The sequence below is a fragment of the Aeromonas sp. s5 genome (assembly GCF_040907865.1).
GTDB classification, from domain to species: Bacteria; Pseudomonadota; Gammaproteobacteria; order Enterobacterales; family Aeromonadaceae; genus Aeromonas; species Aeromonas dhakensis.
The window spans coordinates 467372-490504 of sequence record NZ_JBFOCO010000005.1 but is presented as its reverse complement, the minus strand read 5'-3'; the positions used below and the strand labels follow the sequence as shown (position 1 = coordinate 490504).

25 protein-coding genes and 1 other RNA gene are annotated in these 23133 nt (G+C 61.2%); 17 read left to right on the top strand and 9 right to left on the bottom strand.

Going from position 1 to position 23133, the window contains the following annotated elements:
• Positions 1-74: 74 nt before the first annotated feature.
• Positions 75-707 (bottom strand): LysE family translocator, encoded by a 633-nt coding sequence (locus tag AB5Y94_RS03465; protein ID WP_017786084.1) that lies wholly within the window; start codon positions 705-707, stop codon positions 75-77.
• A gap of 164 nt (positions 708-871) precedes the next feature.
• Between AB5Y94_RS03465 and AB5Y94_RS03460 the strand changes: the two genes are divergently transcribed.
• From AB5Y94_RS03460 to AB5Y94_RS03450, 3 genes are all read left to right on the top strand, one after another.
• Positions 872-2494: a methyl-accepting chemotaxis protein gene (locus tag AB5Y94_RS03460; protein ID WP_368204861.1), complete on the top strand. Its 1623-nt coding sequence runs from the start codon at positions 872-874 to the stop codon at positions 2492-2494.
• A gap of 178 nt (positions 2495-2672) precedes the next feature.
• Positions 2673-3203 carry a DUF1523 family protein gene (locus AB5Y94_RS03455; RefSeq protein WP_010634531.1) on the top strand — a complete coding sequence of 177 codons (531 nt, stop codon included), beginning with the start codon at positions 2673-2675 and terminating at the stop codon, positions 3201-3203.
• Positions 3200-3496, top strand: a complete 297-nt coding sequence (locus tag AB5Y94_RS03450) for a helix-turn-helix domain-containing protein (protein WP_005298972.1) — start codon at positions 3200-3202, stop codon at positions 3494-3496. The genes AB5Y94_RS03455 and AB5Y94_RS03450 overlap by 4 nt, the downstream gene beginning before the upstream one ends.
• Before the next feature lie 101 nt (positions 3497-3597).
• Here the strand turns inward: AB5Y94_RS03450 and AB5Y94_RS03445 are convergent, their stop codons facing one another.
• Positions 3598-4068 carry a hypothetical protein gene (locus tag AB5Y94_RS03445; RefSeq protein ID WP_005298971.1) on the bottom strand — a complete coding sequence of 157 codons (471 nt, stop codon included), beginning with the start codon at positions 4066-4068 and terminating at the stop codon, positions 3598-3600.
• Positions 4069-4102: 34 nt separating this feature from the next.
• On the bottom strand, positions 4103-5038 hold the full coding sequence (gene rihA / locus AB5Y94_RS03440) for a pyrimidine-specific ribonucleoside hydrolase RihA (protein ID WP_368204858.1): 936 nt from the start codon (positions 5036-5038) through the stop codon (positions 4103-4105).
• 164 nt (positions 5039-5202) lie between these two features.
• Here rihA and AB5Y94_RS03435 point away from each other — a divergent pair, with 164 nt between their 5' ends.
• The gene (locus AB5Y94_RS03435) at positions 5203-5967 is read left to right on the top strand and encodes an RluA family pseudouridine synthase (protein WP_368204857.1); all 765 of its coding nucleotides are present in this window, start codon (positions 5203-5205) and stop codon (positions 5965-5967) included.
• Positions 5968-6085: 118 nt separating this feature from the next.
• Here the strand turns inward: AB5Y94_RS03435 and udp are convergent, their stop codons facing one another.
• The gene (gene udp / locus AB5Y94_RS03430; protein WP_005298967.1) at positions 6086-6841 is read right to left on the bottom strand and encodes a uridine phosphorylase; all 756 of its coding nucleotides are present in this window, start codon (positions 6839-6841) and stop codon (positions 6086-6088) included.
• A gap of 391 nt (positions 6842-7232) precedes the next feature.
• Between udp and yiaY the strand changes: the two genes are divergently transcribed.
• The 3 genes from yiaY to AB5Y94_RS03415 all read left to right on the top strand — a co-directional run bounded on the left by yiaY (position 7233) and on the right by AB5Y94_RS03415 (position 9618).
• Positions 7233-8384, top strand: coding sequence for an L-threonine dehydrogenase (yiaY, locus tag AB5Y94_RS03425; protein WP_368204854.1), 1152 nt, complete (start codon positions 7233-7235; stop codon positions 8382-8384).
• Positions 8385-8519: 135 nt separating this feature from the next.
• A complete protein-coding gene (locus AB5Y94_RS03420; RefSeq protein ID WP_011705347.1) occupies positions 8520-8858 on the top strand; it encodes an outer membrane protein assembly factor BamE in 339 nt (112 codons plus the stop codon).
• Between the two features lie 124 nt (positions 8859-8982).
• On the top strand, positions 8983-9618 hold the full coding sequence (locus tag AB5Y94_RS03415) for an NAD(P)H-binding protein (RefSeq protein WP_017766152.1): 636 nt from the start codon (positions 8983-8985) through the stop codon (positions 9616-9618).
• A gap of 83 nt (positions 9619-9701) precedes the next feature.
• On the opposite strand, the gene AB5Y94_RS03410 is transcribed toward AB5Y94_RS03415, so the two are convergent.
• Together AB5Y94_RS03410 and AB5Y94_RS03405 are read right to left on the bottom strand one after the other, a co-directional pair.
• Positions 9702-10049, bottom strand: a complete 348-nt coding sequence (locus AB5Y94_RS03410; protein ID WP_019838597.1) for an RnfH family protein — start codon at positions 10047-10049, stop codon at positions 9702-9704.
• The gene (locus tag AB5Y94_RS03405) at positions 10042-10476 is read right to left on the bottom strand and encodes an SRPBCC family protein (RefSeq protein ID WP_005298951.1); all 435 of its coding nucleotides are present in this window, start codon (positions 10474-10476) and stop codon (positions 10042-10044) included. Before AB5Y94_RS03405 ends, AB5Y94_RS03410 begins: the two co-directional genes overlap by 8 nt.
• A 169-nt stretch (positions 10477-10645) precedes the next feature.
• On the opposite strand from AB5Y94_RS03405, the gene smpB reads away from it, so the two are divergent.
• From smpB to AB5Y94_RS03375, 6 genes are all read left to right on the top strand, one after another.
• Entirely contained in the window at positions 10646-11134 is a 489-nt protein-coding gene (smpB, locus tag AB5Y94_RS03400; protein WP_017766150.1) for an SsrA-binding protein SmpB, read from the top strand.
• A gap of 179 nt (positions 11135-11313) precedes the next feature.
• Positions 11314-11673, top strand: a transfer-messenger RNA (tmRNA) gene (gene ssrA / locus AB5Y94_RS03395).
• A gap of 417 nt (positions 11674-12090) precedes the next feature.
• The gene (locus AB5Y94_RS03390; RefSeq protein ID WP_368204852.1) at positions 12091-12876 is read left to right on the top strand and encodes a hypothetical protein; all 786 of its coding nucleotides are present in this window, start codon (positions 12091-12093) and stop codon (positions 12874-12876) included.
• 20 nt (positions 12877-12896) lie between these two features.
• The gene (locus tag AB5Y94_RS03385; protein ID WP_368204849.1) at positions 12897-13499 is read left to right on the top strand and encodes a hypothetical protein; all 603 of its coding nucleotides are present in this window, start codon (positions 12897-12899) and stop codon (positions 13497-13499) included.
• A gap of 70 nt (positions 13500-13569) precedes the next feature.
• Positions 13570-13845, top strand: coding sequence for a 50S ribosome-binding protein YggL (locus AB5Y94_RS03380; RefSeq protein WP_206865547.1), 276 nt, complete (start codon positions 13570-13572; stop codon positions 13843-13845).
• A gap of 26 nt (positions 13846-13871) precedes the next feature.
• Positions 13872-14417: a M949_RS01915 family surface polysaccharide biosynthesis protein gene (locus tag AB5Y94_RS03375; RefSeq protein ID WP_368204847.1), complete on the top strand. Its 546-nt coding sequence runs from the start codon at positions 13872-13874 to the stop codon at positions 14415-14417.
• Positions 14418-14500: 83 nt separating this feature from the next.
• On the opposite strand, the gene dsdC is transcribed toward AB5Y94_RS03375, so the two are convergent.
• Complete coding sequence (gene dsdC / locus AB5Y94_RS03370) at positions 14501-15469, bottom strand: DNA-binding transcriptional regulator DsdC (RefSeq protein ID WP_368204844.1); 969 nt, start codon at positions 15467-15469, stop codon at positions 14501-14503.
• A 213-nt stretch (positions 15470-15682) separates the two neighbouring features.
• On the opposite strand from dsdC, the gene dsdX reads away from it, so the two are divergent.
• The 4 genes from dsdX to AB5Y94_RS03350 all read left to right on the top strand — a co-directional run bounded on the left by dsdX (position 15683) and on the right by AB5Y94_RS03350 (position 20639).
• Positions 15683-17020 carry a D-serine transporter DsdX gene (gene dsdX, locus AB5Y94_RS03365; RefSeq protein ID WP_368204842.1) on the top strand — a complete coding sequence of 446 codons (1338 nt, stop codon included), beginning with the start codon at positions 15683-15685 and terminating at the stop codon, positions 17018-17020.
• 16 nt (positions 17021-17036) lie between these two features.
• Positions 17037-18368, top strand: a complete 1332-nt coding sequence (locus AB5Y94_RS03360; RefSeq protein ID WP_368204839.1) for a D-serine ammonia-lyase — start codon at positions 17037-17039, stop codon at positions 18366-18368.
• Positions 18369-18702: 334 nt separating this feature from the next.
• Positions 18703-18879, top strand: a complete 177-nt coding sequence (locus AB5Y94_RS03355) for a hypothetical protein (RefSeq protein ID WP_005298942.1) — start codon at positions 18703-18705, stop codon at positions 18877-18879.
• Between the two features lie 305 nt (positions 18880-19184).
• Positions 19185-20639, top strand: a complete 1455-nt coding sequence (locus AB5Y94_RS03350) for a SulP family inorganic anion transporter (RefSeq protein ID WP_019839587.1) — start codon at positions 19185-19187, stop codon at positions 20637-20639.
• A 79-nt stretch (positions 20640-20718) separates the two neighbouring features.
• On the opposite strand, the gene icd is transcribed toward AB5Y94_RS03350, so the two are convergent.
• Together icd and AB5Y94_RS03340 are read right to left on the bottom strand one after the other, a co-directional pair.
• Positions 20719-21972: an NADP-dependent isocitrate dehydrogenase gene (gene icd / locus AB5Y94_RS03345; protein WP_005298939.1), complete on the bottom strand. Its 1254-nt coding sequence runs from the start codon at positions 21970-21972 to the stop codon at positions 20719-20721.
• A gap of 202 nt (positions 21973-22174) precedes the next feature.
• A complete protein-coding gene (locus tag AB5Y94_RS03340) occupies positions 22175-23050 on the bottom strand; it encodes an AraC family transcriptional regulator (RefSeq protein ID WP_005298937.1) in 876 nt (291 codons plus the stop codon).
• Positions 23051-23133: the final 83 nt, after the last annotated feature.

The window sequence follows — 23133 nt, the reverse complement described above, 5'->3', positions numbered from 1 at the left end:
ATCCGCCGGCAACACAAAAAAGCCCCGCATGGCGGGGCTTCTCGGCAGTAACAGACCAGCTGGCAAGTGCTGTATCAACCCAGCGCCAGCCAGACCCCGACAAACAGCATGAGAGAGCCGGCGATCCGGTTCATCAGGGTGACGTTGCCGCTCTTGGCGAGGAAGTGGCGCAGGGTGCGACCGCCGCTCGCGTAGAGCAGCAGGCAGGAGAACTCGATGAGCAGGATCAGGGCCACCAGGGCGCTGATCTGGGGTGCCATCGGCTTGGCCGCGTTGATGAAAGGAGGCAGCAGGGAGACCATGAAGGCCCACCCCTTGGGGTTGGCGATGGCGGTGACGAAGCCCTGCATGGCCAGCGCCAGCGGCCGGGTCTCCTGGGCGGCCGACAGATCCGCCGGGATCGCCAGCTTGCCCTTGGCCTGCCACATCTGGATGCCGAGCCAGATAAGATAGGCGCCGCCCACGTACTTGAAGGCGGCAAACAGCGCCGGGTAGTTGAGCATGACGGCCGCCACCCCGATCACCGACAGCACAGAGACCAGGCCGACCCCGATGAGCTCGCCCCACATCATGTGCAGGGTGCGTCGCACCCCCAGACTCATGCCGAGGGTCATCGCCAGGGTCATGCACATGCCGGGGGTCACGGAGACAAAAAAGAACGTGGGAATAAACAGCGCCAAAATGGCAGGATCGATCCAGTCGGACACACAACACCTCCATGGTAACAGACCGACGATCTTGCCTATCACACTCATTTAACACAAGAAAAAACCTTTTCAAATAGCCGGTTTTGCACCTTAAAAACCTGTGACAAGCTTTGTCGCGCCTGTGTAAGATGCCGCCTTGTTTCTCTTTTGGGTCAGGATCTTTCATGTCATTGAATAATCTCTCTATCCGTCTGCAAGTACTCATCCCTCTCCTGCTCGCCAGCCTGTTGATGATCCTGATGATCGGGATCGGCAAACAGGACATCGACCGCGCCATCGACGACATGAACGAGACCACCGCCAGCGTGACCCGTCACAAAGACGACATCGCCACCCTGATCCACGCCACCTACCGGCTGCGCACCAACGCCATCTACGGCCTCTATGACCCCGCCCGCTTTGCCCAGCTGCCCAGCGAGCTCTCCGCCGCCGAGCAGGAGATAGGTGCCATCCTGGCCAGACTGGCCATCGCCGGCGCCGAGCAGGACAACAGCCGGGTCGCGGCCGCCCTGCAGGCCTACCTCGGCCACACCCGCAGCAACATGCTGCCGCTGCTGGCCGCCAAGCACCAGGGTGGCGGCGATCCTGCCGCCTATGAGCAGGCCCGCCTGCGCTTTCGCGATCTGGGGGAGGATCTCATCAAGCAGATCGATGCCATGTCCGCCCACGTCAACCAGCTGATCCTGGCTGAAATTGCCGAGGAGCAGGCTCACTACCACGCCACCCTGCTGCGTACCCTGCTGCTGATGGCAGCCAGTCTGGCCGCCGCCCTGTTTGGCGGCTGGTGGCTCTCCGGCCGCATCGTGCGCCCCATCGGTCAGCTGCAGCAGGTGATGCGCGCGGTGGCCCAGGGCCGCTTCAACGTGCGCGCAGCCAGCGATGGCAACAACGAGCTGAGCCAGCTGGCCGCCGACATCAACCAGACTCTGACCCAGCTTGGCAGCACCATCAACACCCTGACCGGCATCAGCGGCAACGTGGCCTCCGCCGCCACCGAGCTCGCCGCCGTGATGACCCAGGCAGAGGTCAATGCCCAGCAGCAGCGCAGTGAGACCGAACAGGTCGCCTCCGCCGTCACCGAGCTGGCCAGCACCGCCGACAACGTCAACCACAACGCCGCCCTGGCCGACGAGCTGGCGCGCGATGCCAACCAGCGGGTCGAAGAGGGGCTGGCGCTGTTTGCCGAGAGCATTCAGGCCAACAGCCGCATGGCCAACAGCCTGGAGAGCGCCGCCTCCGTGGTGGCCAGCCTCAAGTCCCAGTCCGAGCAGATCGGCAAGGTGATCGAGGTCATCCAGGGGATTTCCGAGCAGACCAACCTGCTGGCCCTCAACGCCGCCATCGAGGCCGCCCGCGCCGGCGAAACAGGTCGCGGCTTTGCGGTGGTGGCCGACGAGGTGCGCATGCTGGCGGCCCGCACCCAGGACTCCACCAAGGAGATCCAGGCCATCATCGAGCAGTTGCAGAGCCAGTCCCAGTCGGCCAACAGCGGCGTGCAGGATACCCTGGCCATCCTGGCCCACAACCAGCAGCTCTCCGGCCAGGTACAGGATCTGCTGGGCGGCATCACGGAGGCGGTCAACCAGATCAACGGCGCCAACGCCCAGGTGGCTACCGCCGCCGAGGAGCAATCCTGCGTCACCGCCGACATCAACCGCAACATCACCAACATCCACGAGATAGTGAACCAGAACGCGGCCGGCATCAGCCAGAGTGCCGCCGCCAGTCACGAACTGTCACAGCTCGCCGAACAGCAGCGCAAGCAACTGTCCCAGTTCCAGCTGTGACACACACCCGCTGACCAGACAGAGAGGCCCCGCATGCGGGGCCTCTCTGTTAATGACGCTGATGACTTGTTATTGTTTTAAACGCTATTTTTTATAATCAGGCTTCATTAGGGGCTGGGCTACCTCACCAAATGTGGGTATGGTAGAGGCACGTCACTCCCCCTCATGCGAGATCATCATGAAGCTGTCCTTCAAGAAACCGGCCTTCATCGGCCTCGGGCTCATCGCCCTCGTCACCGCCATCTGGCTCGACTACTACCTGCCGGAACACACCATCGCCACCATCACAGGGGTGGAGGTGAAGCGCACTGATAAGGATGGCCCCATCAGCCAGAAGAACCCGGCCGACGGCCCCACCACCGACGTCTACTACATCTATACCGAGCGTCCCGGCGAGAAGATCCGCGTGTTCCGCAACGAAGATACCGAGTGGGGCTGGCCCTTCTACTTCAAGTTCAACGCCGCCGATGTGCAGGCCAAGGCCAAGTCGATGGAGTTCGAAAAACGGCTGGCCATCATCACCTCCTACGGCTGGCGCATCAACATGTTCTCCATGTTCCCCAACGTCACCAAGATTGAGAGCACCGAACCCGACGCCTCCACCTGGAGCTTCTTCCGCTGGTTCTGGTTCGGCATCTGGGCCCTGGTGATGGGCAAGGCTGCCATCGCTACCTGGCGCTACTTCGATCGTCTCGAGGACGAGATATGAGTGAGCCGAGCAAGACGCGCACCAGCTTCTATCGCCGGCTCTACGTGGCCTGGCTGATCAGCCAGGGCACGGATACGGTGCCGGCCATCATGGAAGCGACCGGTATGCCCCGTCGCACCGCGCAGGATACGCTCAGCGCCCTGGCCGAGCTGGACATCAGCTGCGGCTTCGAGCAGACCGAGGGGGCTCGCCATCTGCAGGGGCACTATCGCATCAGTGACTGGGGACCCATCAACCCGGCCTGGATAAAAGCCCAGCTGCCGGTTATCAAAGAGACGCTGGGTTACCCCTAAAAGTGACGGGGGGGCAATCCGAGCCAATCCACCAAATAGAAAGAGGGCCAGCCGACAAGGCTGGCCCTCTTTTTATCTCTGCCAAGGCCTAGGCCTTCTTTCTACTCGGGGAAAGGCTCCTCCGGCAGCGACTCCTGGCTCTCGCCCCGGGTGCAGTCGATGATGGAGCGCTTGGGGTTGTTGGGATCGCGCAGCAGCAGGGGGGCCAGCCCCTCGTCGTGCTTCTGCTCGTCGGAAAACTCGCTGCCGTAGGCATTGTGGGTAAGCCGGCGCGCGTTGGCGATGGGGGTATCCACGAACAGGGCGTGCACCTCGAAGGTGGAGGCCGGAATGAGAAAACCGCTGATGGGCAGGCCGTGCAACTCCTGGCGGGTCTTGTACCAGGCGAAGCCGTCCGCCACCTTGTAGGGGGTGTAGTGGTTGAGCTGCGGGTGCGCCGGCTTGCCCGTCTCGCTGTCGAGATAGAGATCATCCAGCTCGCAGGTCGCCAGCCCCTGCCACATCGACTCGAACGGCGTGGCACACCCCGTCAGTTGCAACCCGGCCAACAGTGCCAGCCCTGTCTTCCACATCGCTTCGCCCCTTCTTGCAAGAGTGGAACTGCGTTCAGTCAAAGGCCCGCAGCCGCGTGACCAGCAGATCGATAAAGCCCGCCCGATCCAGCCCCAGCAGCACCAGCGCATTGGCCGGCTTACCGGTCAGACCGTAGCGATCCACCACCGTCATGCCGCTAGTATGGGTGCCGCCTGTCTCGATATCGACCCGGCACTCGATCCCGTGGAACAGCGCGGGAGCCAGCAACCAGGCAATGGTACAGGGGTCGTGCAGCGGCGCGCCAGCAAATCCCCACTTGGGATCACGGTGGTAGATCATGAAAAAATCGAGCAGACCGGCCACGCACTGGGCCACCGGATTGGTGATGGCGCGCACCCGTTCGATATCCTCGTCCATCACCTGCGCCTCGTGGGTCACGTCCAGCCCGCACATGGTGATGGGGAGCCCCGACTTGAACACCATATCGGCCGCTTCCGGGTCCACATAAATGTTGAACTCCGCCGCCGGGGTCCAGTTGCCGGCTCCCGCCGCGCCGCCCATCAGCACGATGCGGGCGATCTTGGATTTGAGCTCGGGGTGGGCCGCCAGCAGCAGGGCGATGTTGGTGAGCGGGCCGGTCGGCACCAGAGTCACGGGCTCAGGGCTCTCGCGCAGGCAGCTGGCCATCAGCTCAAGGGCGGTCATGGCCACGGGGGCAAAGGCGGGATCCGGCAATTTGGGGCCATCGAGCCCCGACTCGCCATGGACGTTGTCGGCGATGATAAGCTCGCGGGCCAGCGGCTTGGAGGCCCCCGCCGCCACCGGAATGTCATCACGCCCCAGCAGGGTCAGGATGCGCAGGGCGTTGTTGAGGGTCTTGTCCGGCGTCTGGTTGCCGGCGCTGGTGGTGACCGCCAGCACCTTGAGCTCGGGGCTGGCCAGCGCCAGGATAAGGGCGATGGCATCATCGTGGCCGGGATCGCAATCGAGAATAACGGGCAACGCCATGGACAGGTTCCTTACAACATGACAGGGAGCCATACCTTAGCAAGCCGCGGCTGCATTAACTCTGGAAGGGGTCACAAAATGGCCCCTTCCCTGCGTTATCAAGCAGTTAGTCACAAGACGAGGGCCGCATCTGCAGTTATTCGCCGCGCTTCGCCGGTTCGGGTATGATCCCCCTCCCTTTTCTAACCGTGCGCCCCATGTCCGTCATCGTCGACACCTTCATCGCGCCGCCCTGTGCGGCCGCCATCGAGATCCTGTTTGAGGATGAACATCTGCTGCTCATCAACAAGCCGAGCGGCTTGCTGAGCCTGTCGGGCAAGAACCCGCAGAACCTCGACTCGGTGCACCACCGGCTGGTGCAAGATTATCCCGGTTGCGCCCTGGTCCATCGCCTCGATTTTGGCACCTCGGGGATCATGCTGGTGGCCAGGAACAAGGCCATCAACGCCCTGCTCTGCCGCCAGTTCAGCCAGCGCACGGTGAGCAAGGCTTACAGCGCCCTGCTGTGCGGCCATCTGGCCGAAGACGAGGGGGTGATCGATGCCCCCATCGCCAAGGATCCGGCGCTGTTTCCGCTGATGAGCATCTGCGCCGTCAGCGGCAAGCCCGCCCGCTCCCGCTATCAGGTGATGACGCGCCTGATCTGCCAGGTACAAGGCGACGCCGTACCGCTGACCTCGGTGCGACTGGTACCGGAAACCGGTCGCACCCATCAGCTGCGTATCCACAGCCGGCAGCTGGGTCATCCCATTCTTGGTTGCGACCTCTATGGTGGCCTGCTGCAGCCCGGCTGCGAGCAGGCGCCGCGGCTGATGCTGCACGCCAGTGAGCTCGATTTTGTTCACCCGATCAGTGGCGAGCCGATGCAGATCCGCTGTGAGGCCCCCTTTGAGCAGGCGCTGGCGGCCATGACGGGGCAACAGGGGTAACGCGGGAAAGAGGGGAAAAGGAGAAGAGGAAAGCGGTCAACGGCGGATAAAGATAGGGGCCGCGCTTTCGCAACGGCCCCCACCCCCCACTCGGTACTCTTTGTTACAAAGAGGGCTATCAGATCAGTTTGCGGGCAGCGCCCAGCACGATCTTGATGGCATCAGATTCGGTCTTCGCCATGGTCTCGGCGTTCGGGATCTCTTGCTGGGTACGGTTCACGATGACACCGGCCACCATGCCGGCGCGCAGGCCCTGGCTGGAGCACATGGTCAGCAGCGTTGCGGACTCCATTTCGAAGTTCAGCACGCCCATGGATTGCCACTCTTTCATGGAACCCTGGAAGCGTTGTACCACGCGGCCGGAGAAGGTGTCGTAGCGCTCCTGACCCGGGTAGAAGGTGTCAGAAGAGGCGGTAACGCCCACGTGCAGCTTGGAACCCAGCTCCTTGGCGGTGTTGACCAGCGCAGTGGTGCAGTCGAAGTCGGCTACGGCCGGGAACTCCATCGGCGCGAAGTGCAGGCTGGCACCGTCGAGGCGCACGGAGCCGGTGGTGACGATCACGTCGCCCACGTTCAGGTGCGGCTGGATGGCGCCGGTGGTGCCGATGCGCAGGAAGGTACGGATGCCCAGCTGAGCCAGCTCTTCCACCGCGATGGAGGTGGACGGGCCGCCGATACCGGTGGAGCAGATGATCACGGCCTTGCCGTCCATCTCGCCACGCCAGGTAGTGAACTCACGATGGCTGGCCAGGTGCACCGGGTTATCCAACAGCTCTGCGATGCGCTTCACGCGCTCGGGGTCACCGGGGACGATCGCCAGGGTGGCGCCTTGCAGATCCGCTTTTTTCAAACCCAAGTGAAATACATCAGACATAGTGGACTCCTGGTTGCTCCCCACCAGCATGGTCAGGGGCAAGTTAAGGTGATTCTTTATGGTACTTTCAAGCCTTTACTCCCCTCGTCGGGGAGGCGCCAACTATGGTCGAAAGCGCTTTCCAATTCCTTGAAGCATCTCACACTTCCTTGCATTGACAGCCACAAATTCGGCGCAAAACGTTTGCTAACTTGATGAATTAATTGAAAAACGTTTTTCTGTTCGCGAACAGGCTAGCGCGCTTGTCAATCCCTGTCGCGGCCCATGTTTCCGGTACGTGATCGAGTCCATAAAGTTGCAAAGCAGATACTATTGACCCCTTTTCATCCCCCCTGACGGTGCTATGTTGGCGCCCGTATACCACTTAATGGCTAATCATACGGAGTCCATCATGGCGACATTCAAGTTCTACATTCCCGCAATCAACCTGATGGGAGCAGGCTGCCTGCAAGAGGCGGCAGCCGATATCAAGGGTTATGGCCATCGCAAGGCGCTGATCGTCACCGACAAGATCCTCAATCAGATTGGCGTGGTGGCCAAAGTGGCCGGCCTGTTGGCAGAACATGGCATTGAAAGCGCAGTTTTCGACGAGACCAAACCCAACCCGACCATGACCAACGTGGAAGCGGGCCTGGCCATGCTCAAGGCCAATGGCTGCGACTGTGTCATCTCGCTGGGGGGCGGCTCGCCCCACGACTGCGCCAAGGGGATCGCCCTGGTGGCCGCCAACGGTGGCAGCATCAAGGATTACGAAGGGGTGGATCGCTCCGCCAAGCCGCAACTGCCGCTCATCGCCATCAACACCACCGCCGGCACCGCCTCCGAGATGACTCGCTTCTGCATCATCACCGACGAGGCCCGCCACGTGAAGATGGCCATCGTCGACAAGCACGTCACCCCGCTGATGTCGGTCAACGACCCCGAGCTGATGCTGGCCAAGCCGGCCGGCCTCACCGCCGCCACCGGCATGGATGCGCTGACCCACGCCATCGAGGCTTATGTCTCCACCATCGCCACCCCGGTGACCGATGCCAGCGCCATCATGGCCATCCAGCTCATCGCCAGACACCTGCGCACCGCGGTCAACCACGGCGACGATCTGCACGCCCGCGAGCAGATGGCCTACGCCCAGTTCCTGGCCGGCATGGCCTTCAACAATGCAAGCCTGGGTTACGTGCACGCCATGGCCCACCAGCTGGGTGGTTTCTACGACCTGCCGCACGGGGTGTGCAACGCCGTGCTGCTGCCCCACGTGCAGGCCTACAACGCCCAGGTGTGTGCCGGCCGCCTGAAGGACGTGGCCCGTCACATGGGAGTAGATGTGAGCGCCATGAACGATGAACAAGGGGCTGCCGCCGCCATTGCCGCCATCCAGCAGCTGGCCCGCGACGTCAAGATCCCGGCCGGGCTGGAGCAGCTTGGCGTCAAGGCCGACGACTTCAACGTGCTGGCCGAGAACGCCCTGAAAGACGCCTGCGGCTTCACCAACCCGAAACAGGCGAGCCACGACGAGATCGTCGCCATCTTCCGCGCCGCCATGTAAGGGGGCAATGGGCAGAAAGGGTCGCACGGCGGCCCTTTTTATTGGCTGATGGATCAATGGCTTTTTACTTCCGTAGAGGGAGCCGGTATGATTTGCCGAGCTTAAAAAGACTTGAATGGATGATCTGAACTCGATATGCGGATGAAACACCTGATTGCCGCGGCCCTGACCGCCCTCACCCTGTCCGGTTGCAGCCTGGTCTATCGCATCGATATTCCCCAGGGCAACTATGTGGAACAAAAACAGGTCGACAAACTGCGCCAGGGCATGACCCGCGAGCAGGTCGAGTTCGTGCTGGGCTCCGCCATGCTGCGCGATGGCTTTGACCCGAACACCTGGTACTACCTCTATGAATTCCAGCCGGGGCGCGGCGAAAAAGAGCGCAAGGAGCTCACCCTGACCTTTGCCAACGACAGATTGGCCACGGTCACCGGTGACTTCCCGCTGCCAGCAGCCTTCCATACCCCGCTCTGATCCCATCCACAAAACCGGCCTCGCGCCGGTTTTGTTTTAACGCCGCCGGCCACCCATTCCCCCCTTGCAGAGGGCTGCCCCTCGTCCAATACTGGCCTCGATTCAATCACACAGGGAGAGCAGCATGAGCCGGATCCTGATCGCCGGAGCCACTGGCCTCATCGGCCGCGAGCTGGTGCGGCAACTGCCCGCGGAGCATGAACTGACCCTGCTCTGCCGCAAGCCCGGAGAGCCGCAGCCCACCCATCATTGGCTGCCGGTCAATTTCGATGAACTGGCCGAGGTGAATCTGCCCGAGCCGGTGGATCTCGCCTTCTGCTGCCTTGGCACCACCCGCAAGGAGGCGGGCTCCGCCGAGGCCTTTCGCCGGGTCGATCTAGACTATGTGCTGGCCTTTGCCGAGCTGGCCCGCCGCCACGGCTGCCAGCGGCTGGTAGTGGTCTCGAGCCTGGGGGCCAACCCGCACTCCCCTGCCCTCTATCCCCGTACCAAGGGGGAGCTGGAGCAGGCCCTGCTGGCCCAGCCCTGGCAGCGGCTCGCCATCGTGCGCCCCGCCATGTTGCTGGGAGATCGCCAGCCACCGCGCCACTCGGAGCAGTTTTTCCAGGCCATCTACCCCTTGCTGAAGCCACTGCTGGTAGGCAGGTTGCGCCGCTGGCGCGCCATCGAGGCCAGCCAGGTGGCCCGCGCCATGATAGCCCTCTCCTGCCAGCCCGCCGGCTGCGAAGTGGTCGAGAACGAGCGGCTGCTCCAGCTGTAACGAAGCGCCCCGCTTGGCGGGATGACGGGATCAAAAAAGGCGCCAAGGCGCCTTTTTTAGATGCGGTGTCGAGCCAGAGGCTCTCAGTCTGACTGTTTGCGATTGGCATTGGGCCGGCCGCCGGTCACCACGTCAGCACGCCCCTCCTCCTTGGCCTTCTCGGCGCGCTTCTTGCGCATCTCCTTGGGATCGGCGATGAGCGGACGGTAGATCTCGATGCGATCGCCATCTTGCAGCAACTCGGCGCCCTTGACCGGCCGGCTGTAGATGCCGAACTTGTTGACCGCCAGATCGATCTCGGGATGCTTGCTCATGATGCCGGACTGCTCGATGGCGGCCTGCACCGTCGTGGCCGGCGCCACCCGCAGCCGCAGCACTGTCTGCTGCTGAGGCAGGGCATAGACCACTTCGATATTGAGTTGATCAGGCACCGTACACCACCTTGGCGCGGTTGGAGAAGGCCAGCACCATGGAGCTCACCAGGTCGCGGAAGATCTGGCCAAACGCCAGCTCGATGAGTTTGGAGGTGAACTCGAAGTCGAGATCGAACTCCACCTTGCAGGCATCCACGTCCAGCGGGGTGAAGGTCCACCAGCCCGCCAGCTTGCTGAAGGGCCCCTCCACCAGCTCCATCTTGATCTGCCGGTTGGCCTCGAGCAGGTTGCGGGTGGTAAAGGTCTTGGCAATCCCGGCCTTGGCCACATCGACCGACGCCGTCATATAGTCATCACCGGTCTCGTGGACACGGCTGCCGACACAACCGGGCAGGAACTCCGGATAGGCGTGAACATCATTGACCAGCCTGAACATCTGTTCTGCGCTGAACATCACCAGGGCACTGCGAGTAATACGGGGCATGGCTTTTCCTCATCCAATCGCCGCGATTTTATCACCATGTTTGCGCTTTTGGAGGTAAAACCTCGGTCAAACTGCTCATAAAGCCATCAGTTGACCCGCTGCGCGTTTTACAGCCGCCCTTGCCCACGTATAATGCCCTCCTCCCAGTCATTGCCGGAAATCGCCCGTCATGAGCAAAAAAAACAGTAAAAACAAAGCCGGGTCCAACACCATTGCACTCAACAGAACCGCGCGCCACGAATACTTCATCGAAGAGAAGATCGAAGCCGGTCTGTCCCTGCAAGGGTGGGAAGTCAAATCCCTGCGGGCGGGCAAGGCCAACATCAGCGAAGCCTATGTCATCTTCCGCGATGGCGAGGCCTACCTGTTCGGCTCCAGCTTCCTACCACTGCAGGCTGCCTCCAGCCACGTGGTGTGCGACCCAACCCGGACCCGCAAACTGCTGCTGAGCCGTCGTGAACTCGACAAGCTCGAAAGCCTGATCGCCCGTCAGGGCTATACAATCGTGCCGCTCGCCCTCTACTGGAAACAGTGCTGGGTCAAGGTCGAAATCGGCCTGGTGAAGGGCAAGAAAGAGCACGACAAGCGCGAAGACACCAAGGCCCGCGAATGGGATCGGGAAAAAGCCCGCATTATGAAGAACAAGAACCGCGGCTAATCCGCTTGATGCTGCAAGGTCCGGGCTCCTGCCCGGACTTTTTCTTTTCCGGCCCGCCGCTTACCCGTACCCGCCAGGCGTGCGCACAATAAATCGGCAAACGGAGCAGCTACCTGCGGGAATGACCATCAACGCCTTGCCATGGCAGGATTTTTGCGTACAATCCCTCTTAACAACTTGGGGCTGATTCTGGATTCGACAAGATTCACGAAACCCAAGGTGCATGCCGAGGTGCGGTAGGCCTCGTTAATAAACCGCAAAAAAATAGTCGCAAACGACGAAAACTACGCACTGGCAGCTTAATAACCTGCGCAGAGCCCTTCTACCCTAGCTTGCCTGTGTCCTAGGGAATCGGAAGGTCATCCTTCACAGGATCGTGTGGAAGTCCTGCTCGGGGCGGAAGCATTAAAACCAATCGAGCTAGTCAATTCGTGGCGTGTCTCTCCGCAGCGGGTTGGCGAATGTAAAGAGTGACTAAGCATGTAGTGCCGAGGATGTAGTAATTTTGGACGGGGGTTCAAATCCCCCCAGCTCCACCAAACGTTTGGAAAGGGCCACCTCGCAAGAGGTGGCCCTTTTTATTTGGGCTTTCTCTGCAGTGGGTCATTCAGCAAGCTTCGCGGCTCAAAGAGCATCTGCGCCTGCGGGATCATCTGCTGACGTTCCCCACACAAAAGTCGGTGCGTAAGCTGGGGTTGGCAAATATGGGGTACATAGAGAACTGGCAGGAATGGTGGTAAATCCACCAAATAAGAACCCCAGCGTAAGTTGCGAAGCAACCAAGAGGCCGGGGGCTTGTTGCGAAGAAGAATAGGGGGAACCTCCATTCAGTCAAACATTTTTACCCCATTTTGTGACTGATATGGTGGTAGTCGAGTGGCTATTAAAGCAGGATCTCGAAGGCTCTTCAGCTACGTGAGAGCCTGCTTGAAATATCAACATTACAAGGAGTTGCGATGCTACATGCCATTTTGCATGGCAAGGCTGGTCGTATCGAGCGGGAAGGGGAATCCCTGCGCTGGCGCGACCTGTTCAAAGGCAGTGAAGATCTGCTGACTGCTACTTTCTTCGGCCGTCTGCCCCACATCTCGGACGGAGCTCTGCGTGCCGTGCTGCGCTTTCTACTCGGTGACAATCCGCTAGACCCGACCACTTTTCAACGGCTGGAGCTGTGGCCAAAACTGGCATCGCTGCAGGATCGCCGTTATGTCGAGCCCGATGTGCTGCTCCACTTTGGCGACGCGCTGGTGGTTATCGAGGTGAAGCCCCCGTTCGGTGGCGACCAGTATCGGGAGCAGTGGCTGGCGCAGGTCAATGCTGTGGTCAGTGAAGCCGAGTTTGATGACTATGAAGATCGGCTCTATTACGTGGCGCTTGGCAATATCCCTAGCGCCCCATTGTCACGTCCCGATCTGCCCGAACGCTTTGTCCAGATGACCTTGCGTGAATGGGAGCCACTGCGCCGCTATCTGCAAACCGCCCCCGAGTTTGTTGAGGCTTGTCGACAGGACCGTACTATTCGCGATGAGTGGCTGCAGGCGTTTGAGCTGTTTGGTATGGCCCCGATTGTGCCCGAGTGGGCGCCGTTGTTTGCCTACGCAGGGCTGCTGGATCTGGATTGCGGGTTGATGTCAGAACGGGAAACTCCTCCACCGGCTGAGCCTACTGGTTGGGCTGCTCTGCTCGACTATGCCGGGACATTGCACCTCTCTCGCCCCGATATCTCCTTTATGAATACCTGACTTTGGCTAAGGATGCCGTCATGCAACACTCTCTTGAACAGACCACCCAGCTGGTGACCCAACTGCAACAAGCTCACCGACTCGCAGCCGGTTTCTACCAGCGTATCCTCCCGCTATTCGATCAGATCGCCAGCCAGGCGCTGGACGCTGAGTTCTGGTATTGGGAGCCCAGCGAAACGAGCCGCCCCTGTCGCTCGGGAACCTGCCCATCCAGCAGTTGGGCATGGGACTATCTGCCACTGTTTGCATCCAATCACGCCTACCGAGACTGGGATGGGGATATCGCTAAGCAGGGGGATAAAACGCTGGTCTTCCGCCTCTATCTCGATCACGATTTTCGCCGGACCTCTGCGTTACGTACTGGGGTAAAAGGCCAGCCAGATCCTTTGCAACTTGATGGCCAAGCCATCGTGGAAGTGAGTCTGTTCCGTTGTCTGGAAGATAGCGACAAGCATTTCGATGAGCTGTGGAGCCCGGTGCCTTGGCCCCTTCCTCAACCGGATTGGAAGCTGAGTGATGAGTGCAACCAGCTCGCCTTTTGCTCCAACCATATACCGCTCGCTCAGCTGCTTGCCGACCCTGATAGCGTTGACCGTTGGCTCAAAGAGATGAGCCACCGTTGACTAATCCGTTAAGGCGCAACATGGAGCTCGTACGAGCCCCACCCTACTGCCACCAGAAGGTGACAAACTCGTGAACGACCCGACCAAGAAGCACTCCCGCCGACTGCACAAGAAGTTGCCTCTGGGGAAATGTCAAAAGTTCGGCTTTCCACTCACCTTCTGTCCGCAGCAAACAGATTTTGACGAGACGCTCGATCGCTGCCTCGAGTCGCAAGGCTGGGGCGTTGGCGGAGATGAAATCCTCCCGGGTCTGGAGGTTGGCGGCTATCTCTGTCAGGTCGCTGGCGGTTCTCTGACAGAAGACGATCGGGAATTGATGCCCCCTTTGCGCTGTGCAAGACAGTGAACAATGAGAAATACAGGAGGGTGGCCATGAAATGGATAGTCCTTGCGGGGTTGCTTGGCGCAGCACCGGCTTATAGCAGCGAACAGCTATACAAGGCGTTGTGGCTTGATAGCAAGGGCAAGCATGAGGTCACGCTGTCGGTCGATGAGATCCCGGCTACGGAGAAAGACAGTCGCTCTCTGGCTATTACCGGATTGGGCACCCTGAACGGTGAGCAGGAGTGGGTCCTGTATGACAGCGTCACCAACTGCAACCTCGATATGTTCATCAATATCAACCCCACCGGATTTGAGGTCGTCGAGCTCACCGGCAAGGGGGATTATTATCTGCTGCTCGCTTATTCAATGGTCTGTCGCGGCGGGCTCGATCCCGGTGATGTGAAGTATTTTGCTTACCGAGATGGCAAAAAGTTTGCCCTGCGTGGTGTTGAACATTTTGTCGCTGATGGCAAGCCCCTGTACCCAGAGGAAAAACCTGTACCTGTTGCAGGAGAAAATCTTAAAAAACACCCAGAACTCTACCGCTACATGATGAAGAAATGGCCTGAGCTTTCCACCGTTGTGATCCAGTGACAGGCGCGGTTTCCCAACCATCTGCTTGAACGGAAAAAGGGCTACCTCCCAAGAGGTGGCCCTTTCTATTGGCCAGCCCTTATCTACAAAACCGGCGTTTCCTCCCCCGCCTGCTGGCAGGCCCAGTCGATGAAGGCTTGCGCCTTGGGGTTCTGGCAATTGGGCAGGGTGGCGATGTAGTAGCGCTGGGCGCAGCGCACCGCCATGTCCGGGAAGGGGGCCACCAGCTCGCGCCGTGCCAGCCGCTGGCTCACCAGGTTCTGACGCCCCATGGCGATCCCGGCGTGGTTCATGGCGGCGATGATGGCGAGATCGGAGCGATCAAACCCCATGCAGGCCCTGCATGCCGAAAGCGACACGCCGGACTGCTCGGCCCAACCGGACCACTCGTCATCGTTGGAATCCTGGCTCCAGGCTTGCCGATCGTGCAGCAGACGGCAGTGTGCCAGGTTGGCTGGGTTGCCGAGCAGCCCGTGCTGCTCGGCATACTCGGGGCTGCACACCGGCACCATGTACTCGTCCATCAGCGGGTGAATGGCGAGCCGCGCAGGCGTCTTGTCATCGAAGCTGAGGGCGAGATCGATGCCGTAGCCATGCAGGTTGATGTTCTCGTTGCCGGTCATGACGTTGAGCTCGATCTGGGGATGCTGACGGGCGAAATCCGCCAGTCGTGGCACCAGCCAGCACTGGGCGATGGAGGGGCGTGAGAAGACGGTCAGGGTGCCCGACAGCTCCTGATGGCGGATCTCAAGGATCTCCTGGTTGATGAACTCCAGCGATGACTTGAGCACCCAGAACACCCGTTGCCCGTCTGCCGTCAGCGCCACCTTGCGATGAAAACGCTGGAACAGCTTGAAGCCGAGATCCTCCTCCAGCGCGCTTATCCGGTGGCTCACCGCACTCGGGCTGAGCGCCAGCTCGTCAGCCGCCAGCGCAAAGGAGCCGTGTCTGGCTGCCGCCTCGAAGGTGTGCAGTCTGGCCAGCTGATAGCCGTTGAGCAGCTTGTTTCCCGCGACACTGCTTCTTGCCACATAGTTCTCTTCGCCGTACATATGCCCCCCTTGCGAAACCGGCACCGATGATACCGAAAAAGTGGCCCGCTGCATCAGCTCACACCATGCAAAACCACCTTCACACCATAAATGTGATGAATGTGGCACCTTTGCATCAATCTAGCTCACCCAAACTGCCGATTTCATCATTTGTCAGGGAACCTGCATTTTCATTCAATAGCGCCAACATCATTCCCATGACAGAGGCACGCCATGAATTCAGAAATGTGGATCGTCGGAACCCTGCTGACCAGCATACTGCTGATCGTCGTCACCATAGTGAAGGGCAAGGTCCACCCCTTTCTCGCCCTGCTGCTGGCGAGCTTCTATGTGGGCACCCTGATGGGGATGAACCCGCTCAAGATGGTCAATGCCATGGAGGAAGGCATAGGCAGCACCCTGGGCTTTCTGGCCGCCGTCATCGGCCTTGGCACCATACTCGGCAAGATGATGGAGGTGTCGGGCGCCGCCGAGCGCATCGGCCTCGCCCTGCAGCAGAGCCGCTGGCTGTCACCCCAGGTGACCATGGTGCTGGTCGGGCTGGTATGCGGTATCACCCTGTTTGTGGAGGTGGGGGTAGTACTGCTCATTCCACTGGCCTTCTCCATCGCCCGCAAGACCAACACCTCGCTGCTGACCCTGGCCATTCCGCTCTGTACCGCCCTGATGGCCGTGCACTGCATAGTGCCGCCCCACCCCGCCGCCCTCTATGTCACCAACCAGCTGGGTGCCGATGTGGGCTCCGTCATCGTCTATGGCCTCGCGGTCGGGCTGTTTGCCTCGCTGGTGGGTGGCCCGCTGTTTCTGAAGCTGCTGGGCAAGCGGGTACCGTTCAAGGAGGTGCCTGCCGCCTTTGCCGACATCCAGGCCCGCAACGAGGCAGAGCTGCCGACCTTGGGCGCCTCTCTCTTCACCGTGCTGCTGCCCATCCTGCTGATGCTGGTCAAGACAGTGGCCGAGCTCAACATGGATCACACCAGCCACCTCTATACCCTGCTGGAGTTTATCGGTAACCCCATCACCGCCATGTTCATCGCCGCCTTCACCGCCTACTACGTGCTGGGGATCCGCCGGCGCATGCAGATGGAAGGGCTGCTGGACCAGACCGAGCAGTGTTTCTCCTCCATTGCCAACATACTGCTGATCATCGGTGCCGGCGGCGCCTTCAACGGGGTACTCAAGGCCAGTGGCCTGGGAGACGGCCTGGCCACCATCCTCTCCCAGCTCGACATGCATCCCATCCTGCTGGCCTGGCTGGTGGCCATCGTGCTGCACGCCGCCGTGGGCTCCGCCACCGTCGCCATGATGGGGGCTACCGCCATCGTCTCCCCCATCATGGTGCACTACCCGAACATCAGCCCGGAGATCATGACGCTCGCCATCGGCTCCGGTGCCATTGGCTGCACCATGGTGACCGACTCCCTGTTCTGGCTGGTCAAGCAGTATTGCGGCGCCACCCTGAACGAAACGCTCAAGTACTACACTACCGCCACCTTTGTCGCCTCCCTGATGGCGCTGGCCGGCACTTTCCTGCTCTCCTGTATCGTATAACGAGGCCGAGAACACCATGAAAAACATCGACGTATCACAACTCACCCAGCAGTTTCCGCTGCTGCACGCCCTGATCGCGCTGGAACCGGTCAGCTGGTTCAACCCCAAGGCAACCACCCTGGTGGAGGGCCTGCCCTATGTGGGGCTGGATGGCAGCGATGTGGCGGATGCCTCCGCCCGCCTGGCCCGCTTCGCCCCCTACCTGTGTGAAGCCTTCCCCGAGACCCGCGCCAGCAAGGGCATTCTGGAGTCCGAGATAGCCGCCATTCCCGCGATGCAGGCCACTCTCAACCAACGTTACGGCGTTGAGGTCAGCGGTCGATTGCTACTCAAAAAAGACAGCCACCTACCCATCTCCGGCTCCATCAAGGCACGCGGCGGCATCTACGAGGTGCTGGCCCATGCCGAGCAGCTGGCCATCAAGGCCGGTCTGCTCTGCGAAGAGGACGACTATCGCAAGCTGTTCACAGACGAGTTCCGCCACTTCTTCAGCCAGTACAGCATCGCGGTGGGCTCCACCGGCAACCTCGGCATGTCCATCGGCATCATGAGCGCCCGCCTCGGCTTTCGCGTCACCGTCCATATGTCCGCCGATGCGCGGGAGTGGAAGAAGCGCAAGTTGCGCGAACATGGCGCCATCGTGGTGGAATACGCCGAAGATTACGGGGTGGCGGTGGAGCAGGGACGCAAGGAGGCCGAACGCGACCCCAACTGTTTCTTCATCGATGACGAGAACTCCCGCACTCTGTTCCTCGGCTACGCGGTGGCCGGTGAGCGGGTGAAAACGCAGTTTGATGAAATGGGGATTGTGGTGGACGCCGACCATCCGCTGTTTGTCTACCTGCCCTGCGGTGTCGGTGGCGGCCCAGGCGGGGTGGCCTTTGGTCTCAAGCTCGCGTTCGGGGATAACGTCCACTGCCTGTTCGCCGAGCCGACCCACTCCCCCTGCATGCTGCTGGGGGTGCACACCGGCTTGCACGATGCCATTGCGGTGCAAGACCTTGGCATCGACAACCTCACTGCGGCCGACGGCCTCGCGGTGGGGCGCGCTTCCGGCTTCGTCGGCCGCGCCATGGAGCGGCTGCTGGCAGGTTTCTACACCCTGAGCGATCAGGAGATGTACGACCTGCTCGGACTCTTGGCCCGCGATGAGCAGATCAAGCTGGAACCCTCGGCGCTGGCCGGCATGGCAGGCCCGTGGCGCGTCGCGGCCGACCTTGAGTGGCAAACTGGTCAAGGGCTGGATACCGCCAAGATGGCCAGCGCTACCCACCTGGTGTGGGCCACCGGCGGCGGCATGGTACCCGCCGAGGAGATGGAAAAGTACCTGGCCAGCGCCCGCCTCTGATCTTTTTTTCAGCCATAAAACCCGCCAGACTGGCGGGTTTTTCTCGTGTGAGATCAGCAAGATGGGGTGCATGCTTAGGAGTATCGAATGTAGACGGCCAGACAGCTGGACACCCTGAATTGCTGACAATCCCCCCAAGCTGGTTATTTTGTGATACGATAGTGACCGTTTTTTGACATCTGCACCCACGTTGGCGCCCTGTTCGGGCGAGATCGCGACCCAATCCGTCGATCACAACCATCAAGGGCATGCAGAAAAACCGTGGCCTGAAGGCCCCGTCCGGCACAAAGCTTGGCGGCGGTCAGCAAGACACACGAGATAAGGAGATCGGGCAATGAAACAATATCAAAGCTGGCTGGGACAATATCTGATGAGTCGCCGCGATGGGGACCACGCCATGGCATCCGAACTCGCCAGCTCCATCTGCGAGTTCTGGCAAACCCAGGGGGACGAGGCCGAGCAGGACAAATGGCAGCAGATCTACCAGCACCATCTGGAACGAACCACCTAATCATCCGAATCCTTGCCTTGCAGCCCCAAACTGCAAGGCTCTCTTTTATCCAGCCCCTTCCTCCCCTCGCCTCCTTTGTGCTCTCACCATGACAGCGCAGATCTGCCTGCCTGCTTCATATCGTTGCCCGCATCGTTTCAACAGGTTACCGGGCAGGGCCACCTGCCATGCGCAATTTGGCGTCACATCGACCCGTTCGCGCCTTGCCCCTGCCCCTCCCCTTTGTTAGAGTCGCGCGCCGCGCGGCCACCGCGCCCATAACGACAACGCGCGCCCAGAGCGCCAGCAACGAGCGAGAACAATCCATGCGTGAGCGCATCAGACAAGAGTGGTTTGGCAACGTCAGGGGGGATCTGCTGTCGGGCACGGTCGTGGCCCTGGCCCTGATCCCGGAGGCCATCGCCTTCTCCATCATCGCCGGCGTCGATCCCAAGGTGGGGCTCTACGCCTCCTTCTGCATCGCCGTCATCATCGCCTTCACCGGCGGCCGCCCGGCCATGATCTCCGCCGCCACCGGCGCCATGGCCCTGCTGATGGTGACCCTGGTACGCGAGCACGGCCTGCAATACCTGATGGCCGCCACCCTGCTCACCGGCCTGCTGCAGATCCTGGCCGGCTACCTGCGCCTCGGCGCCCTGATGCGCTTCGTCTCACGCTCGGTGGTGACCGGCTTTGTCAACGCCCTGGCCATCCTCATCTTCATGGCCCAGTTGCCAGAGCTGACCAACGTCAGCTGGCAGGTCTACGCCATGACCGCAGCCGGGCTTGGCATCATCTACCTGTTCCCGCGCCTGCCGCGCATTGGCACTTTGCTCCCCTCGCCGCTGCTGTGCATCGTGCTGCTCACCGCGGTGAGCGTCGGCCTCGGCCTCGAGGTGCGCACGGTCGGCGACATGGGCGCCCTGCCGGACACCCTGCCGGTCTTCATGTGGCCCGACGTACCCCTCAATCTCGAGACCCTGGCCATCATCTTCCCCTACTCCGCCGCCCTGGCCGTGGTGGGACTGCTCGAATCCCTGATGACCGCCGCCATCGTCGACGAGATGACCGGCACCCGCAGCGATCGCCACCGCGAGTGCAAGGGCCAGGGGCTGGCCAACATCGCCGCCGGCCTGATGGGCGGCATGGCGGGCTGCGCCATGATCGGCCAGTCGGTCATCAACGTGAAATCCGGTGGCCGCGGCCGCCTCTCCACCCTGGTGGCGGGGGCCCTGCTCATCGTCATGGTGGTGTTCCTGGACGAGTGGATCCGCCAGATCCCCATGGCCGCCCTGGTGGCGGTGATGATCATGGTATCCATCGGCACCTTCTCCTGGGGCTCAGTGCTGCGCATGCACAAGACACCGCTGGCCACCAACCTGGTGATGCTGAGCACTGTGGCCGTGGTGGTGGTGACCCACAACCTGGCCCTCGGGGTGCTGACCGGGGTGCTGCTGGCCTGCCTCTTCTTCGCCCACAAGGTGGCGCGTACCCTGCTGGTGCACAGCGACAGCGAGCGCCACGGCGCCACCCGCACCTACCGGGTGCACGGCCAGGTCTTCTTCGCCAGCACCGAGCAGTTCTGTGCCGGCTTTGACACCGGCGAATCCCTCGAGCGGGTGGTGATCGATTTAAGTGACGCCCACTTCTGGGATCTCAGCGCCGCCGAGGCCCTGACCACAGTGCGCCGCCGCTTCGAGGCTGCCGGCACCGAGGTGCAACTGACGGGGGTGAGCGACGCCAGCGCCGCCCTGCTCGGCCGCTTCGCCCCGGCGACCTGACCGAACGCCGCTTCTGGAACCAAACGCCCATAAAAAAAGGCCAGCCCCATGGGGCTGGCCTTTTGCATCGCGCAGAGACTTACATCTGGTCGACCATGTCCTGGGCGAACTGGGAGCAGGAGCGCAGGGTGGCCCCTTCCATCAGACGCTCGAAGTCATAGGTGACGGTCTTGTTGCGGATCGCCGCTTCCATCCCCTTGATGATGAGGTCGGCCGCCTCAACCCAGCCCATGTGGCGCAGCATCATCTCGGCGGAGAGGATGAGGGAGCCCGGGTTGACCTTGTCCTGACCTGCGTACTTCGGCGCAGTGCCGTGGGTCGCTTCGAACAGGGCGACGCCGTCGCCGATGTTGGCACCCGGTGCGATGCCGATACCGCCTACCTGAGCCGCCAGCGCGTCGGAGATGTAGTCGCCGTTCAAGTTCATGCAGGCGATGACGTCATACTCGGCCGGGCGCAGCAGGATCTGTTGCAGGAAGGCGTCGGCGATGACGTCCTTGACGACTATGGTCTTGCCGGTTTTCGGGTTCTTGAAGGAGCACCAGGGGCCGCCGTCGATGAGCTGGGCGTCGTACTCTTTCTGGGCCAGGGCGTAGCCCCAATCCTTGAAGGCACCTTCGGTGAACTTCATGATGTTGCCCTTGTGCACTAGGGTCACGGAGTCACGATCGTTGTCGATGGCATACTCGATGGCGGCACGGACCAGACGCTCGGTACCGGCCTTGGACATGGGCTTGATGCCGATGCCACAGGTCTCGGGGAAGCGAATTTTCTTCACGCCCATCTCGTTTTGCAGGAAGGAAATCACCTTCTTGGCTTCGTCGCTGTCGGCTTTCCACTCGATGCCGGCGTAGATGTCTTCGGCGTTCTCGCGGAAGATCACCATGTCGGTCAGATCAGGACGCTTGACCGGGCTCGGGGTGCCCTCGTAGTAACGGACCGGGCGCAGGCAGATGTAGAGATCCAGCTCCTGACGCAGGGCCACGTTGAGGGAGCGAATACCGCCACCGACCGGGGTGGTCAGCGGGCCCTTGATGGCCACGCAGTATTCACGAATGAAATCCAGGGTTTCGGCCGGCAGCCAGGCACCTTCGCCATAGACATGAGTCGATTTCTCGCCGGTGTAGATCTCCATCCAGGCGATCTTGCGCTCGCCTTTGTAGGCTTTCTCGACCGCGGCATTCACCACATTCAACATGGCCGGGGTCACGTCCACGCCGATGCCATCCCCTTCGATAAACGGAATGATCGGATGGTTGGGAACCTGCAGCTTGCCGTTGGCATCGACTGTGATTTTCTGGCCCTGGGTCGGGATAACTACTTTGCTTTCCATCGGCATCTCCTAACTTCCGTTTGTTATCAATCTGTAAGTTGCGCGCGGCCATCTTAAGCCCATCCATTGGCAGAATCAAATGGCGAGCACGCATGTCAGACCATAGTCGCGCACTGGATCACAATGCGTCCATTCAGCCGGTTCCGGATCCGAAGCAGCCCCGCCAGCGCCTGAGCTGGGCAGGCTCCGGCGGCATCCCTGTTTATCCCGCCAGCCCCTCGGCCTGCCCCTGTGGCTGGCTGAGTGCCCGGTACTGGGAGGGGGTCAAGCCGGTCTTTTGCTTGAACACCCGGCAAAAATAGTTCACATCGCTGTAACCACAGCGGCTGGCCACCTCTTCGAGGCGAAAGCGGTATTTCTTGAGCATGAACTTGGCCCGATCGATGCGTACCCAGCTGATGTAATCGGCCAGGCGCATGTGCCCCTGCTCGCGAAACAGGTGCGACAAATGGCTGGCCGAGACGTTGAAGCGATGGGCGATCGAATCCCGGCTGATGGGGCGGTGAAAGTTCTCCTGGATATAGATGCAGATCCCGTGAAACAGCTCGGCCCCCCGCGGCCGCTCGAAGGTGGACTCGGCCAGCAGCTGGCGCACGCTGGTGAGCAGCGCCTGCAGCAGGTGATTGTCGGTGGGGGAGCGCGCGGGATCCTCGGTCAGCACGTTGAGTGCCGCCAGTATGTGTTCGTTCACATGGCCGGCCCGGGCCATGATGCTGTGCTTTTGCACGTCAAAGAAATCGGGGTCTTCCCGCCGCTTGCTCACCAGACTGAAACCGAGCTGGCGCTTGCCGAACAGCAGGCTCAGCACCGAGCAGTCGGTGGTCCAGAGCGGCTTGTTCCAGCCGTTGGGGGGGATGTAGAGCGCCTGCCCCGGGGCGATGCAGATCTCCTGGCAGCCCTGCTCCCTGTCCCAGATCTGGTTGCGGTACTCGCCGCTGAACACCAGCTCGAGGCGGGGAAAGTTGACCTGATAGCTGAAACCGGGCGGCACCCCCTGATCCTGGGCAAACCAGATCTGGTCGAAGGGGGCCTGCTCGTGGAGGGCGCCATCGAGCAACTGGCTGAAGACAAGAGACATGCTGATCCTGATCAAGAGAGAGGCAAGCGGTTGCGGTGCCCGCGACCGCCCATGTTATAGTCCGGTCCACGGCAGCAATGCCA

Excerpts from the sequence above, each read along its gene's own strand:
- AB5Y94_RS03460 (WP_368204861.1), top strand. The coding sequence starts at position 872 with ATGTCATTGAATAATCTCTCTATCCGTCTGCAAGTACTCATCCCTCTC.
- AB5Y94_RS03455 (WP_010634531.1), top strand. The coding sequence starts at position 2,673 with ATGAAGCTGTCCTTCAAGAAACCGGCCTTCATCGGCCTCGGGCTCATC.
- AB5Y94_RS03450 (WP_005298972.1), top strand. The coding sequence starts at position 3,200 with ATGAGTGAGCCGAGCAAGACGCGCACCAGCTTCTATCGCCGGCTCTAC.
- AB5Y94_RS03445 (WP_005298971.1), bottom strand. The coding sequence starts at position 4,068 with ATGTGGAAGACAGGGCTGGCACTGTTGGCCGGGTTGCAACTGACGGGG.
- rihA (WP_368204858.1), bottom strand. The coding sequence starts at position 5,038 with ATGGCGTTGCCCGTTATTCTCGATTGCGATCCCGGCCACGATGATGCC.
- AB5Y94_RS03435 (WP_368204857.1), top strand. The coding sequence starts at position 5,203 with ATGATCCCCCTCCCTTTTCTAACCGTGCGCCCCATGTCCGTCATCGTC.
- udp (WP_005298967.1), bottom strand. The coding sequence starts at position 6,841 with ATGTCTGATGTATTTCACTTGGGTTTGAAAAAAGCGGATCTGCAAGGC.
- yiaY (WP_368204854.1), top strand. The coding sequence starts at position 7,233 with ATGGCGACATTCAAGTTCTACATTCCCGCAATCAACCTGATGGGAGCA.
- AB5Y94_RS03420 (WP_011705347.1), top strand. The coding sequence starts at position 8,520 with ATGCGGATGAAACACCTGATTGCCGCGGCCCTGACCGCCCTCACCCTG.
- AB5Y94_RS03415 (WP_017766152.1), top strand. The coding sequence starts at position 8,983 with ATGAGCCGGATCCTGATCGCCGGAGCCACTGGCCTCATCGGCCGCGAG.
- AB5Y94_RS03405 (WP_005298951.1), bottom strand. The coding sequence starts at position 10,476 with ATGCCCCGTATTACTCGCAGTGCCCTGGTGATGTTCAGCGCAGAACAG.
- smpB (WP_017766150.1), top strand. The coding sequence starts at position 10,646 with ATGAGCAAAAAAAACAGTAAAAACAAAGCCGGGTCCAACACCATTGCA.
- AB5Y94_RS03390 (WP_368204852.1), top strand. The coding sequence starts at position 12,091 with ATGCTACATGCCATTTTGCATGGCAAGGCTGGTCGTATCGAGCGGGAA.
- AB5Y94_RS03385 (WP_368204849.1), top strand. The coding sequence starts at position 12,897 with ATGCAACACTCTCTTGAACAGACCACCCAGCTGGTGACCCAACTGCAA.
- AB5Y94_RS03375 (WP_368204847.1), top strand. The coding sequence starts at position 13,872 with ATGAAATGGATAGTCCTTGCGGGGTTGCTTGGCGCAGCACCGGCTTAT.
- dsdC (WP_368204844.1), bottom strand. The coding sequence starts at position 15,469 with ATGTACGGCGAAGAGAACTATGTGGCAAGAAGCAGTGTCGCGGGAAAC.
- dsdX (WP_368204842.1), top strand. The coding sequence starts at position 15,683 with ATGAATTCAGAAATGTGGATCGTCGGAACCCTGCTGACCAGCATACTG.
- AB5Y94_RS03360 (WP_368204839.1), top strand. The coding sequence starts at position 17,037 with ATGAAAAACATCGACGTATCACAACTCACCCAGCAGTTTCCGCTGCTG.
- AB5Y94_RS03355 (WP_005298942.1), top strand. The coding sequence starts at position 18,703 with ATGAAACAATATCAAAGCTGGCTGGGACAATATCTGATGAGTCGCCGC.
- AB5Y94_RS03350 (WP_019839587.1), top strand. The coding sequence starts at position 19,185 with ATGCGTGAGCGCATCAGACAAGAGTGGTTTGGCAACGTCAGGGGGGAT.
- icd (WP_005298939.1), bottom strand. The coding sequence starts at position 21,972 with ATGGAAAGCAAAGTAGTTATCCCGACCCAGGGCCAGAAAATCACAGTC.
- AB5Y94_RS03340 (WP_005298937.1), bottom strand. The coding sequence starts at position 23,050 with ATGTCTCTTGTCTTCAGCCAGTTGCTCGATGGCGCCCTCCACGAGCAG.